A 12,247-nucleotide genomic window follows, 5' to 3' on the forward strand; every position below is an offset into this window, starting at 1 on the left:
CGCCGCGGCCACGGCGACGACCCGCGCCCGAGAAGCCCGAGGTTCCCGCGCCACGGCCGTCACCCGCGTCCCCGCGTCACCTCAGCAGTCTGGCACGGTGTCAGGCCCCGGGGTCGAAGACGTAGGGCGTGGTGGTCGCCACCCGGTGCAGCCCGAGGCGGCGCAGGATGGGCTCGCTGTCGGGTGACGCGTCGACGCGAACGAAGTCCTTGCCGCGGTCGAGCCCCAGCCTCGCCCGGTGCAGCAGGGTCGCGCGGTAGAGGCCGCGGCCGCGCCACTCCGGGAGGGTCGAGCCGCCCCAGAGCCCGGTGAAACGGCTGGCGTCGTACTCGGACCGGGCCGCGCAGAGCACCGGCCCCTCTCGGGACTCCTCCACCACCACGACGTCCATCGCGTCGGGCTCGACCTGCCAGCGCGGGAGCAGCGAGTCGACGACCCACGGCTGCGGCTCGCCCCACACCGTCTCCAGCAGGGCGGCCATCCGCTCGAAGTCCGCCTCGGAGTCGGCGGCGCGCACGACGACACCGTCGGGCAGCTCGATGTCCTGCGTTGCCAGGGGCTCGGCCTCGCCGAGGATGAGCGCCTCGTCGTCCTCCTTGACGAATCCGGCGCGGACGAGGCGCTCGCCGAGGTCGGCCGGCTCGTCGTAGTCGTAGGTCTTCCACTCGACACGCAGCCGGCGATCGGCGAAGAAGTCGCGTTGGCGTGCGATGACGGTGTCCCACCGCTCTGGGTCGGGGCCGAGACCGTCAGGGCTCTCGATCATGTTCCAGCGGCCGCCGTCGAGCTCGTACTCGCGCCGGACGAGGCCGTCGACCTCGATGGGCCGCTCGGGCGTGCCGACGCGGATCGGCGCGCGGGTCTCGTCGTGGAAGATGCGCAGGAGCTCGTCGACGCCGACCTCGGGTGCATCGCTCTGGAACGAAGAGGGGTTCACAGGACCACCCAAGCATGGTCGAATCCGTCTCGTCATGCCTGTTTCCACGCTCTCCGCCCGCGCTGCTGCGGCGCTCGCCGACGCCCGGCCCGTCCCGTTCTGGACCGACCGGCCCGAGCGGCCGCAGCCCCGGCCCGCGCTGACCGGCGCCGCGCCGCGCACCGACCTGCTCGTGGTCGGAGGCGGCTTCACCGGCCTGTGGGCCGCCATCCAGGCCAAGGAGGCCGACCCCTCTCGCGACGTCGTGGTGGTCGAGGCAGGACGTCTCGGCGACGGGGCGTCGGGGCGCAACGGCGGGTTCCTGGCGCCGTCGCTGACCCATGGCCTCGCCCAGGGGGTGGCCTGCTGGCCCGACGAGCTACCGACGCTCGACCGTCTCGCCGCGGAGAACTTCACGGGCATCGAACGCACGCTCACGGCATACGGCATCGAGGCCGACTACCACGTGCCGGGCGAGCTCACGCTGGCACTCACCGACCACCAGGTCCCCGCGGTCCGCGAGTCGTACGCGCTGCACCGGGAGCACGGCGTGCCCGTCGAGCTGCTCGACGCCACGCAGGCCCGCGCCCGCGTCGACTCTCCGCGCTACCTGGCCGGCATGTACGACCCCGAGGTCGCGCTCGTCGACCCGGCCCGTCTCGTCTGGGGACTGGCCCGTGCGGCCGAGTCGCTCGGCGTGCGCCTCCACGAGCACACGCGCGCAACGGGATTCGACGCCGAGGGCGCAGGGGTGCGCGTCCGCCTCGACGGAGGGTCGATCCACGCCCACCGCGTCGTCATCGGCACGAACGCCTCGCAGGGCGTGCTCCGCCGGTTCCGAGCGTGGGTGCTGCCCGTCTACGACCACGTGCTCATGACCGAGCCGTTGGCCACCGACCAGCTCGCCGCCATCGGGTGGGACGGACGCGAGGGACTCACCGACGCCGGCAACCAGTTCCACTACTACAGAAGGACACTCGACGACCGGGTGCTCTTCGGCGGCTACGACGCGAACTACCACTTCCCGGGACGCATCGACCCGGCGCTCGAGCAGTCCGACGCGTCCCACGGCTTGCTGGCCGACCACTTCCTCGACATCTTCCCGCAGCTGGAGGGCATCCGGTTCACCCACCGCTGGGCCGGCGTCATCGACACGACCTCACGCTTCACGCCCGTCTTCGGCACCGCCCTCGGCGGACGGATGGCGTACGCCGTCGGCTACACCGGGCTCGGCGTCGCGTCGACCCGCTTCGGCGCGGCCGTCGCCCTCGACCTCGTCGACGGCAAGGACACCGAGCTCACCCGCCTCGGCATGGTGCGGCGCAAGCCGATCCCCTTCCCTCCCGAGCCGATCCGGTATGCCGCCGTGCGGGCCACGCGGTCGTCGCTCGCCGCCGAGGACCGCACCGGCCGCCGCAACCTGTGGCTGAGGGCGCTCGACCGGATGGGCGTCGGCTTCGACTCCTGAGCCCGTGCCCGTGCCCGGTCAGAGGGTGACGAGGTCGGTGGGGCGGGTGTTGAACCGCTCGACGCCCTCGGCGGTGACGGCGACGATGTCCTCGATGCGCGCGCCCCAGCGCCCGGTCAGGTAGACGCCCGGCTCGATGCTGAACGTCATGCCCGGCTCGAGCGGCAGGTCGTTGCCCTCGACGACGTAGGGCTCCTCGTGAACGTCGAGTCCGATGCCATGACCGGTGCGGTGGATGAAGTGGTCGGCCAGGCCGGCGTCGGCGAGAACGGCCCGCGCGGCGCGGTCGACGTCCTGGCAGGTCACCCCCGGCCGCACGGCGTCGACGGCCGCGCGCTGCGCCGCCTGCAACGCGGCGTAGGCGGTGGTCACGTCGGGCTCGCGGGGTGACCCGACGGCATACGTCCTCGTGCTGTCGGAGTTGTAGCCCGACGGCAGCGGGCCGCCGATGTCGACGACGACGAGGTCGCCCTCCTCGACGACCCTGTCGCTGACGGAGTGGTGCGGGCTCGCGCCGTTCGGGCCCGACCCGACGATGACGAAATCGGCGACGGTGTGGCCCTCCTCGACGATCGCGGCGGCGATGTCGGCAGCGACCTCCGACTCGGTGCGGCCGGGGCGCAGCCACTCGCCGACGCGGGCATGCACCCGGTCGATCGCGGCGCCGGCGGCCCGAAGCTCGGCGAGCTCGGCCTCGTCCTTGCGCATCCGCAGCTCGCGCAGCACCGGACCGGCGAGCTGCTGGTCGGTCGCACCGGCGTCGCGCAGCCGCAGCAGGTGCAGCGCGGGGAGGAGGTCGCTGACGGCGACCGGGCCCGTGGGCACGCCACCGAGCGCGAGGGCGTACGGGTCCTGACCGTCGACCCACGTGCGCACCTCGACGCCGAGGTCGGCGAGCGGCACGTGCCCGAGACCGGCGTACTCGAGGGCGGGCGAGACGAAGACCGGGGCGACGGCGGCGTCGGTGGGCACGACCAGGGCCGTGAGCCGCTCGAACGACGAGCCGCCGATGCCCGTGAGGTAGCGCAGGTCCGAACCGGGGGCGACGACGAGCGCGGAGAAGCCCGCACGGGCCGCCTCCGCGCGCAGCCGGTCGAGCCGGGATCGCATCGTCGTCACGTCGAGGGTGGAGGAGCTGACGGCCATGCGCCGACGTTACCGCTCGGCCACCACCCCTCCCCCGCCAGGCGGAGCCGTCGACGTCGGCGGGCTGCCTAGGCTGTGCGCATGGACGGCCGCTGGAGCAGACTCCGCTCCCGGGTGGCGGCGTGGTTCGGCGTCGACTCCGACTGGGAGCGCGTGCCCGCCGACCCCGACCGCACCCGTCGCACCGACACGGCCGTGGCTCTCGCGCTGATGCTCTCCGGCCTGCTCGGCATCGAGGTGCTGCGCAGCCTCGACAGTCTCGGCGACCCGCCCGGCCCGGGCTGGCTCCCCCACCTCGCCGTCGTCGCGGGAACCCTGCCGCTCGTGTGGCGCCGCAGCCACCCGCTCGTCGTCGCCGCCGTCTGCTCGCTGCACTTCCTCGTCGTCGGGCTCACCCTGACCGCCGTGGCCATGTCGTTCTCGATGCAGGTCGTCTACTTCCTCGCGCTCTTCACCGGCGTCGCCTGGGCGCGGGACCGCCGCGCCATGCTGGTCGTCGTCACGGGAGTCGTCGTGGCCATGACGGTGTGGCTCGTCTGGCAGTTCGCCGTCGGCTCCGGTGTCGAGGGACTGCTCACCGACAACGGCAAACCACTCCCCCGGCAGGGCCTCTTCTCGCCGCTCGCCGCCTACGTCGTCTACGCCGCCGTCCTGAACTCCGTCTACTTCGGCGGCGCCATCGTCGGCGGCCAGTTCGCCTGGCGCTCGGCGCTGCAGCGCGACCGCGTCGCCGAGCAGGCCCGCACGATCAGCGCCCAGGCCGACCAGCTGCAGCGCCGGGCCGTCGTCGAGGAGCGGCTACGCATCGCGCGCGAGCTGCACGACGTCGTCGCCCACCACGTCTCGGTCATCGGCATCCAGGCCGCCGCCGCCCGCCGCGTGCTGCGTCTCGACCCCGACGCGGCCGAGGGCGCGCTCCGCTCGGTCGAGACCTCGTCGCGTGAGGCCGTGTCGCAGATGCGCGGGCTGCTGGGCACGCTGCGCTCCTCCGACGACGAGGCAGCCGAGGGAAAGCGTGCCCCGGAGCCGCGACTGGCCGACGTGCCCGCCCTCGTCGAGCAGTCGGCGATCGCCGGCCTCGACGTCGAGTGCCGGGTCGTCGAGGACACCCCGGGCGCCGTCGCGACGGTTCCCGACCCGGTCGGCCTCTCCCTCTACCGCACCGTGCAGGAAGCGCTGTCGAACGTGCGCCGTCACTCGACAGCCTCTGCCGCAACGGTTTTCGTCCGCGTTGACCGGCGCGGCGAGCCCGGCTTCGCCCACGGCTACGCAGAGGTCGAGGTGCTCGACACGGGCAGTCCGAGGTCGGGAACCTCGGGCTCCGGGCTCGGCCTGCTGGGCGTGCGCGAGCGGCTCTCGACGCACGGCGGCGTGAGCGAGATCGGTCCCCGGGTGACCGGCGGCTACCGCGTCCGAGTGCGTATGCCGCTGCCGGAGGAGTCGTCGTGACCCGCATCCTCCTCGTCGACGACCAGAAGCTCGTGCGTTCCGGCTTTGCGCTCATCCTCTCGGTCGAGCCCGACCTCGAGGTCGTCGGCGAGGCGAGCGACGGCGAGGAGGCCGTGCGGCTCACGAGGGCGCTGCGTCCGGACATCGTGCTCATGGACGTCCAGATGCCGGTGATGGACGGCATCGAGGCGACCCGGCTGGTCGTCGCCGACGACCTGGCCAAGGTCATCATCCTCACGACGTTCGACCGCGACGACTACGTCTACGCCGGGCTCTCCGCCGGAGCGAGCGGCTTCCTGCTCAAGAACGCCGACGCCGAGCACCTCGTCGAGGCCGTGCGCGCCGTCGCCGACGGCCACGCGCTGCTGGCGCCCGAGGTGACGCGGCGCGTCATCGAGCGGATGACCGCCGGAGCCGAGCCGGCGCGCCTCCGGGCCACCGGGGGGCAGGGGCCGGGCGTCCGCGAGCAGAGTGGGAACCACCGGACCGGCCAGCGGACCGACCACCGGCTCGACACGCTCACCCCGCGTGAGCTCGAGGTGCTGGGGCTGGTCGGTCGAGGCCTGTCCAACGCCGAGATCGCCGCGCGCCTCTTCGTCGGCGAGGCCACGGTCAAGACGCACCTGTCGAACGTCTTCAGCAAGCTGCACCTGCGCGACCGCGTGCAGGCCGTCGTGCTGGCCTACGAGGCGGGGCTCATCCTGCCGGGGGAGGCGGAGCATCAGCCGCCCGGCTGATCCGCGCGATCCCGGGCCGTGGCTAGCGTTGACGCCATGACGCGGGACGAGCACGACCACGGGGAACGAGCCACCACAACACGATCCGCGACACCAGCGACACCAGCGGGACCGGCCAGACCGACCGGACCGGCCAGACCCGGCGTGGCCACGGCGGACATCGAGGTGCGCCACCTGACGCGGACCTTCGGCGACGTGCGCGCCGTCGACGACGTGAGCTTCGCGGTCGGGTCCGGGCTGCTCACCGGCTTCGTCGGGGGCAACGGCGCCGGCAAGACCACGACGATGCGCATGGTCATGGGGGTGCTCGCCCCGTCCGGTGGCGAGGTGCTCTGGAACGGGCGCCCGATCACCGCCACCGACCGGAGGTCCTTCGGCTACATGCCCGAGGAGCGTGGCCTCTACCCCAAGCAGCCCGTGCTCGACCAGCTCGTCTACCTCGGGCGGCTGCGCGGCCTCGGTGCATCGGCTGCCCGTCAGTCGGTCACCGCGCACCTCGAGCGCCTCGGGCTCGCCGAACGGGCCCGCGACCACGTCGAGAAGCTGTCCCTGGGCAACCAGCAGCGAGTCCAGATCATCGCCGCCCTCATGGGGCGCCCGACCGCGCTCGTGCTCGACGAGCCGTTCAGCGGACTGGACCCCGTCGCCGTGGACAGCATGGCCGACCTGCTGCGCGAGCACACCTCCCGCGGGGTGCCCGTGCTCTTCTCGTCGCACCAGCTCGACCTCGTCGAGCGGCTCTGCGAGCGCCTCGTGGTGCTCGCCCGCGGCCGCGTGGTCGCGTCGGGCACGCCCGAGCACCTGCGCAGCCGGTCGGTGCTGCGCCACCGGCTCGTCCTGTCGGGCGATGCCGGGTGGGTGCGTGGCGTCGCGGGGGTGCACGCCGTCGACGTCGAGGGCCACACCGCCCTGCTCGAGGTCGTCGAGCCGACGGCCGAGCGCCGCCTCCTCGAGGAGGCGCTGCGCCGCGGCGACGTGCACGAGTTCTCCCCCCAGCGGCCCAGCCTGGCCCAGATCTACCGCGAGGTGACGGCATGACCACGACCCAGCACCGGCCTCCGTTCGACCAGCCCGACCCGGAGGGCGCCGGCGTGACGCCCCCGAGCGGTGAGGAGCACGAGCTGGGCCGCACCGAGCGTCCCTGGCTGATCGTCGCCCTGCGCGAGATCGTCGTACGTCTGACGAACCGGGCCTTCCTCGTCTCCACCCTGGTCACGCTCGTCTTCATCGCCGGGTACGGCGCCTTCTCGGTGTGGCAGTCCGGCCGCACGACGACGTGGACTGTCGCGGTCACCGACGGCGCCGCGGGGCGTCTCGTCGGGCAGGCGGCGACGACGGCGCACGCCGACGACGCCAAGGTGGTCATCGAGTCCCTCACCGTGAGCGGCGAGTCCGCGGCCAGGGCGCTCGTCGAGGCCGGTGACGCGGCTGCCTGGCTGCACCAGAGCCCCTCCGGCGGCTGGACGCTCACCTCGGCCGACGAGGCCGACAACGACCTGGTCGTCCCGCTCGAGGCGGCGGTGCGCACCGACACGCTCGCGACGAACGCCGCCGCAGCCGGAACGACCATCCAGGCGCTCGAGCGGGGCTCGACCCTCACGACGAACCAGTTCGACGGTCGGCAGGGCACGGGCGGGTTCGTCAAGGGCGCCACCTTCGCCTTCGCCCTGCTCTTCTTCATGGCGGCGATGATGTTCGGTCAGCAGATCGCCGCGAGCGTCGTCGAGGAGAAGCAGTCACGTCTCGTCGAGATCCTCGTGACCGCCATCCCGCTGCGCGCCCTCCTGGCGGGCAAGATCGTCGGCAACTCGGTCATCGCGCTGGGTCAGGTGCTGCTGTTCGCCGGGGTGGGGCTGGTCGCGGTGTCGTTCACCGACATGGCGAAGCTGCTGCCGACCCTCTCGACGGCGGTCGTCTGGTTCGTGCTCTTCTTCGCCGTCGGCTTCTTCGCCCTCGCGTGCCTCTTCGCCGTGGCCGGCGCCCTCGCCTCGCGCACCGAGGACCTGCAGTCGACGACGGCGCCGATGACGACGATCCTCATGCTCGTCTACGTGCTGAGCTTCGGGCTCGGCGGCACCGCGCTCGAGGTCGCCTCGTTCGTGCCGGTGGCGTCGGTGGTCTCGATGCCGGGCCGCATCCTCGCCGGTGACACGGCGTGGTGGGAGCCGCCGGTGGCCCTCGTCGTCATGGCCGGCTTCTCGGTGGCCACCATCGTGCTGAGCGAGCGGATCTACCGTCGGTCGCTGCTGCAGACGCGCGGCCGGGTCTCGTGGAAGCAGGCTCTCACCGCACCGGACTGACAGGCGCAGCGCCCAGGCCCGAAATGCCTTGTATGCCGGCTTTGTCCGATCGCCTGCCCGCCCCTTACGCCCCGCCGACACAGTCCAGACCGATCCTTGCCGAGTCCTGACCTGGAATCGCAGCGGAGACGTCGTGGTCCGCCTAGCGTTGAGGGGCCCGGTGAGTGCTGGGTCATGAAGGACGTCGCGGCGGTCGCTCCCTCCGTTCGCGACGAGCGGGCCCCGGCCGCCGGATGCGTCGGGGCCTGCTCATGTCCGGCCGGGTGAGGCCGTTCGGACTCGGGCCCTGCTCACCGGACCGAACGAACGGGAACGGGCTGGGGCGGCGGCGGGCCGACGTAGCGCGCCGCCGGCCGGATGATCTTCGGGTCTCGGCTCTGCTCGAGCACGTTCGCCGTCCAGCCGATGACGCGGGCGACGCAGAAGGTCGGCGTGAACATCGACGGGTCGAGCCCGGCGAGCTTCATGACGACGCCGGCGTAGAACTCGACGTTGGCATGCAGCTCGCGTCCCGGCTTGAGCTCGGCGAGGGTCGCCTCGACGGCGTCCTCGACCCCGACGGCGAGGTCGACGAGGGGGTCGTCCCAGCCGCGGGCGATCGCCTTGAGCATCTCCGAGCGCGGGTCCCGGGTGCGGTAGACGGCGTGCCCGAACCCCATGATCCGGTCGCCCGCCTGCACCCTCGACCGCACCCACGCCTCGGCACGGTCGAGGGTGCCGATCGCGTCGAGCGCCTCGAGGGCGCGGCTCGGCGCGCCGCCGTGCTTGGGTCCGGAGAACGACCCGATGGCTCCGACGAGGCAGGCCGCGAGGTCGGCACCCGTGCTCGCGATGACCCGCGCTGTGAAGGTCGAGGCGTTGAAGCCGTGGTCGATCGTGGCGACGAGGTACTGCTCGACCGCCCGGACGTCCTCGGCCGCGGGGTGCTCTCCGCTCACCATCCGGAGGTAGTCCTCCGTGTGGCCGAGCGTCGGGTCGGCAGGGACGGGCTCGAGGCCGTGGTGCAGCCGGTGGGCCGCCGCGAGGAGGGTCGGGGTGATCGCGGCGGCCGCCATCGCGGCGGCCGCCCGCTCGCCCTCGTCGCTGTCGTAGAGGGTCCGCAGCCCGGCGACGCCGCCCCACGCGGAGAGGGCGGTCCGCAGCACCTGGAGCGAGTCGGTGGTCGTGGCGCAGATGGCGGGGAGCAGCTCGGCGAGACCCGGCGGCAGCACGCGCAGGCGGCCGATCTCGGCGCGGAAGGTCGCGAGCTCGTCCTCGGTCGGCAGGTGACCGTGGACGAGCAGGTGCCAGGCCTCCTCGACGCCCACCTGCGCGGCCAGCTCGACCGCGGAGTACTGGCGGTAGTGGAAGAAGCCCTCGTCGCCCCGGACGTCGCCCAGCTCGGTGTCGGTGACGACGACCTTGGCGAGGCCCTTGGGGACGGAGATGAAGTCGGTGGTGGTGGACATGACGTGCTCCTCTCGGGTTCACTCGTCACTGTCAGACATATTGATCAACATCGTCAATGTTGATCTCATCAACCCTTGACCCGATCAACCCGGAGGGCATCGTGACGCCGGTGACCGACCCCTCGCGCTCGTGGATCACGACCACCGAGGCAGCCCAGCGGCTCGGCGTGAAGCGAGCGACGCTCTACGCGTACGTCAGCCGTGGGGTGCTCCGCAGCGAGCGGCGGCCGGGCCAGCAGGAGAGCCTCTTCGACCGCTCCCAGATCGACGCGATGGCGTCGTCGACGAGGGCTCCCGGGGGACCTCAGCCGGTGCTGCGCTTCCGCAGCATCGCGACGGGGGTGAGCAGCCAGGCGGACGGAGATCTCCTCTACCGCGGCCGTCCGCTCGCCGATCTCGTGGCGCTCGGCTCGTTCGACGAGGCTGCCGACATCGTCCTCGGCTCCCCTGCCGCACAAGAGGTTCCGCCGCCCGACAAGCCGCTCGGGTTCGATCTCCGTGCGCTGCCCCTGGAACGCCGTATGCCGGTCGCCGTCCAGCTGCTCGCCGCCGCAGACCCCTTCGCCTCCGACACAGACCCCGACCGCGTAAGCCGATCGGCCCTCGCGACGGTGCGTGCCGCGGTCGCGCTGTTGGCCGGCCGTCCGGCCGCCGGGGCGTCGACACCGTCGACCGACCTCGCCCCGCTCGCGCTCGAGGCTCTCGGCGGGGCCTCGAGCAGCCGGGGCGACGTGGCCGTGCTGCGCGTCCTGCTCGTCGCCCTCCTCGACCATGGTCTGACCGCCTCGACCGTCGCCGCGCGCGTCGCCGCCTCGACCCGGGCCGGCCTGCACGACTGCCTCTCGGCGGCCTACGCGGCGATGGCCGGCCCCCTGCACGGCGCAGCACCGGTGGCCGCCCACGCCCTCCTCGCCGAGGGAGCAGACCCGGTGGCCGTGGTGGCCCGGGCCCTGCGTCTGCACGGCGGCGTGCCGGGCTTCGGTCACTTCCTCTACCCCGACGGCGACCCCCGCGCCGACGTCGTGCTCGAGGCGCTGTGGCGACGGCGCGGCACGACGCGGCTGCGACGACGGGTCGAAGCCGTGGCGCGGGTCGTCGCCGACCGCACCGGAGGGCTCCCGAACATCGACCTCGCGAGCGCCGCCGTGCTGCACGCCCTGCGCCTGCCCGCCGAGTCGGGCGAGGTCGTCTTCCAGATGGCCCGCTCGGTCGGGGTGGCCGCGCACGTCGTCGAGGAGTACGCCGAGGAGCCGCTGCGCTGGCGCGGTCGCGACCCGCAGGGGTGAGCAGCCCCGGCGAGCGCTAGACGTGCTGGTCGAAGACGTGCCGGCGCACCCAGGCGTGCATCGCCACGGCCGCCGCCGCCCCGGCGTTGATCGAGCGGGTCGACCCGAACTGCTCGATGTGCAGCACCGCCTCGCACTCGGCGCGCATCGGCTCGGAGAGCCCCGGACCCTCTTGGCCGAAGACGAGCACGCACCCGCGCGGCAGGTCGAACGTCTCGAGCGGCACCGAGCCCGGCAGGTTGTCCACCCCGAGCAGCACGAGGCCGTGCGCCCGGGCGAACGCGGCGAGCGCCGGGGCGTCCGCGTGATGGTGCTCGTGCTGGTAGCGGTCGGTGACCATCGCCCCACGCCGGTTCCACCGCCGCCGGCCGACGATGTGGAACGCCGCCGCCCCCATGGCGTTGGCCGTGCGGATCACCGACCCGATGTTGAAGTCGTGGCCCCAGTTCTCGACGGCGACGTGGAAGTCGTGGCGCCTCGTGTCCAGGTCGGCGACGATCGCGTCGTGGCGCCAGTAGCGGTAGGCGTCCACGACGTTGCGCCGGTCGCCGTTCTCGAGCAGCTCGGGGTCCCAGTGGTCGCCCTCCGGCCACGGCTCGACCCAGGGGCCGACACCGATCTCGTGCATGACGGCTCCTCCGGAGACGGGCGGCGGGACGCGGCGAGTCTACGAAAGTCCGTCGATGCGTCTTCGAGACCGGTGCCGACCCACAGGGCAGCCACGGGCACGATTCAGGGCCTCCGGGGCTGACGGCATACCCTGTGACGCATGCACGCACTCGCCGCCCTGCCGGCCGCAGTCCCGGCCCTCGGCCCCAAGTGGATGGACCCCGCCTACCTGCTCGAGCAGTACGGCAGTGCCTTCTTCTGGATCGCCATCGCCATCGTCTTCATCGAGTGCGGGCTGCTCTTCCCGATCCTCCCCGGCGACTCCCTGCTCTTCGCCGTGGGCCTCTTCATCGCCACCGGCCAGGTGCACGTCAACCTCGGCCTCGCGATGCTCGCCCTGTGCGCGGCCGCCTTCCTCGGCAACGTCGCCGGCTACGAGATCGGGCGCGCCATCGGCACCCCGCTCTACGAGCGTGACGGGCGCATCCTCAAGAAGAAGTACTTCGACCAGACCACCGCGTTCTTCGACAAGCACGGCAACAAGGCACTCGTCATCGGCCGCTTCGTGCCGATCGTGCGCACCTTCATCACCGTGGTCGCCGGCGTGAGCCGCATGGAGCGTCGCCGCTTCTTCACCTGGAGCGCCGTCGGCGCGGTCCTCTGGGCCGCCGGGCTCACCCTGCTCGGCTACTTCCTCGGCCAGGCCTTCCCGTGGCTCTCCGACAAGCTCGAGATCGCCATCCTGCTCATCGTTGCCGTCTCGGTGCTGCCGATGGTCTACGAGTTCGTCAAGCACCGCCGTCAGGCGAAGGCGATCGCGTCCGAGGTGGGCGAGGCCGCGAGCGACCTCGCCGACCACGCCACGGACGCCGACCACCGCTCCTGATT

The 12,247-nt window shown here is 72.7% G+C and carries 11 protein-coding genes; 7 read left to right on the top strand and 4 right to left on the bottom strand.

Translation table 11 applies throughout. The features are described from left to right. Positions 1-100: 100 nt before the first annotated feature. Complete coding sequence (locus ACXR8F_RS18260) at positions 101-937, bottom strand: hypothetical protein (RefSeq protein ID WP_045191263.1); 837 nt, start codon at positions 935-937, stop codon at positions 101-103. Positions 938-971: 34 nt separating this feature from the next. Here ACXR8F_RS18260 and ACXR8F_RS18265 point away from each other — a divergent pair, with 34 nt between their 5' ends. Continuing rightward, positions 972-2,384 carry an NAD(P)/FAD-dependent oxidoreductase gene (locus tag ACXR8F_RS18265; protein ID WP_458802652.1) on the top strand — a complete coding sequence of 471 codons (1,413 nt, stop codon included), beginning with the start codon at positions 972-974 and terminating at the stop codon, positions 2,382-2,384. 18 nt (positions 2,385-2,402) lie between these two features. Here ACXR8F_RS18265 and ACXR8F_RS18270 read toward each other — a convergent pair whose 3' ends face one another. Beyond that, entirely contained in the window at positions 2,403-3,530 is a 1,128-nt protein-coding gene (locus ACXR8F_RS18270) for a M24 family metallopeptidase (protein WP_458802654.1), read from the bottom strand. Between the two features lie 81 nt (positions 3,531-3,611). Between ACXR8F_RS18270 and ACXR8F_RS18275 the strand changes: the two genes are divergently transcribed. The 4 genes from ACXR8F_RS18275 to ACXR8F_RS18290 all read left to right on the top strand — a co-directional run bounded on the left by ACXR8F_RS18275 (position 3,612) and on the right by ACXR8F_RS18290 (position 8,016). Further along, complete coding sequence (locus ACXR8F_RS18275; protein ID WP_045191258.1) at positions 3,612-4,979, top strand: sensor histidine kinase; 1,368 nt, start codon at positions 3,612-3,614, stop codon at positions 4,977-4,979. Beyond that, positions 4,976-5,716, top strand: coding sequence for a response regulator (locus ACXR8F_RS18280; RefSeq protein ID WP_458802656.1), 741 nt, complete (start codon positions 4,976-4,978; stop codon positions 5,714-5,716). Before ACXR8F_RS18275 ends, ACXR8F_RS18280 begins: the two co-directional genes overlap by 4 nt. Positions 5,717-5,860: 144 nt before the next feature. Further along, on the top strand, positions 5,861-6,754 hold the full coding sequence (locus tag ACXR8F_RS18285; RefSeq protein WP_458802659.1) for an ABC transporter ATP-binding protein: 894 nt from the start codon (positions 5,861-5,863) through the stop codon (positions 6,752-6,754). Continuing rightward, positions 6,751-8,016 carry an ABC transporter permease gene (locus tag ACXR8F_RS18290; protein ID WP_458802661.1) on the top strand — a complete coding sequence of 422 codons (1,266 nt, stop codon included), beginning with the start codon at positions 6,751-6,753 and terminating at the stop codon, positions 8,014-8,016. The genes ACXR8F_RS18285 and ACXR8F_RS18290 overlap by 4 nt, the downstream gene beginning before the upstream one ends. Positions 8,017-8,306: 290 nt before the next feature. Here the strand turns inward: ACXR8F_RS18290 and ACXR8F_RS18295 are convergent, their stop codons facing one another. Further along, positions 8,307-9,464 carry a citrate/2-methylcitrate synthase gene (locus ACXR8F_RS18295; RefSeq protein ID WP_458802663.1) on the bottom strand — a complete coding sequence of 386 codons (1,158 nt, stop codon included), beginning with the start codon at positions 9,462-9,464 and terminating at the stop codon, positions 8,307-8,309. A 56-nt stretch (positions 9,465-9,520) separates the two neighbouring features. Here ACXR8F_RS18295 and ACXR8F_RS18300 point away from each other — a divergent pair, with 56 nt between their 5' ends. Next, the gene (locus ACXR8F_RS18300) at positions 9,521-10,750 is read left to right on the top strand and encodes a citrate/2-methylcitrate synthase (protein WP_458802664.1); all 1,230 of its coding nucleotides are present in this window, start codon (positions 9,521-9,523) and stop codon (positions 10,748-10,750) included. A gap of 16 nt (positions 10,751-10,766) precedes the next feature. On the opposite strand, the gene ACXR8F_RS18305 is transcribed toward ACXR8F_RS18300, so the two are convergent. Then, positions 10,767-11,378, bottom strand: a complete 612-nt coding sequence (locus ACXR8F_RS18305) for a TrmH family RNA methyltransferase (protein ID WP_458802666.1) — start codon at positions 11,376-11,378, stop codon at positions 10,767-10,769. Between the two features lie 141 nt (positions 11,379-11,519). Here ACXR8F_RS18305 and ACXR8F_RS18310 point away from each other — a divergent pair, with 141 nt between their 5' ends. Further along, positions 11,520-12,245: a DedA family protein gene (locus ACXR8F_RS18310; RefSeq protein ID WP_458802668.1), complete on the top strand. Its 726-nt coding sequence runs from the start codon at positions 11,520-11,522 to the stop codon at positions 12,243-12,245. Positions 12,246-12,247: the final 2 nt, after the last annotated feature.

Source organism: Terrabacter sp. AAH1, from assembly GCF_054456855.1.

Coding starts and splice junctions, on each gene's coding strand:
- ACXR8F_RS18265 (WP_458802652.1), top strand. CDS start 972: ATGCCTGTTTCCACGCTCTCCGCCCGCGCTGCTGCGGCGCTCGCCGAC.
- ACXR8F_RS18270 (WP_458802654.1), bottom strand. CDS start 3,530: ATGGCCGTCAGCTCCTCCACCCTCGACGTGACGACGATGCGATCCCGG.
- ACXR8F_RS18275 (WP_045191258.1), top strand. CDS start 3,612: ATGGACGGCCGCTGGAGCAGACTCCGCTCCCGGGTGGCGGCGTGGTTC.
- ACXR8F_RS18290 (WP_458802661.1), top strand. CDS start 6,751: ATGACCACGACCCAGCACCGGCCTCCGTTCGACCAGCCCGACCCGGAG.
- ACXR8F_RS18295 (WP_458802663.1), bottom strand. CDS start 9,464: ATGTCCACCACCACCGACTTCATCTCCGTCCCCAAGGGCCTCGCCAAG.
- ACXR8F_RS18300 (WP_458802664.1), top strand. CDS start 9,521: ATGTTGATCTCATCAACCCTTGACCCGATCAACCCGGAGGGCATCGTG.
- ACXR8F_RS18305 (WP_458802666.1), bottom strand. CDS start 11,378: ATGCACGAGATCGGTGTCGGCCCCTGGGTCGAGCCGTGGCCGGAGGGC.
- ACXR8F_RS18310 (WP_458802668.1), top strand. CDS start 11,520: ATGCACGCACTCGCCGCCCTGCCGGCCGCAGTCCCGGCCCTCGGCCCC.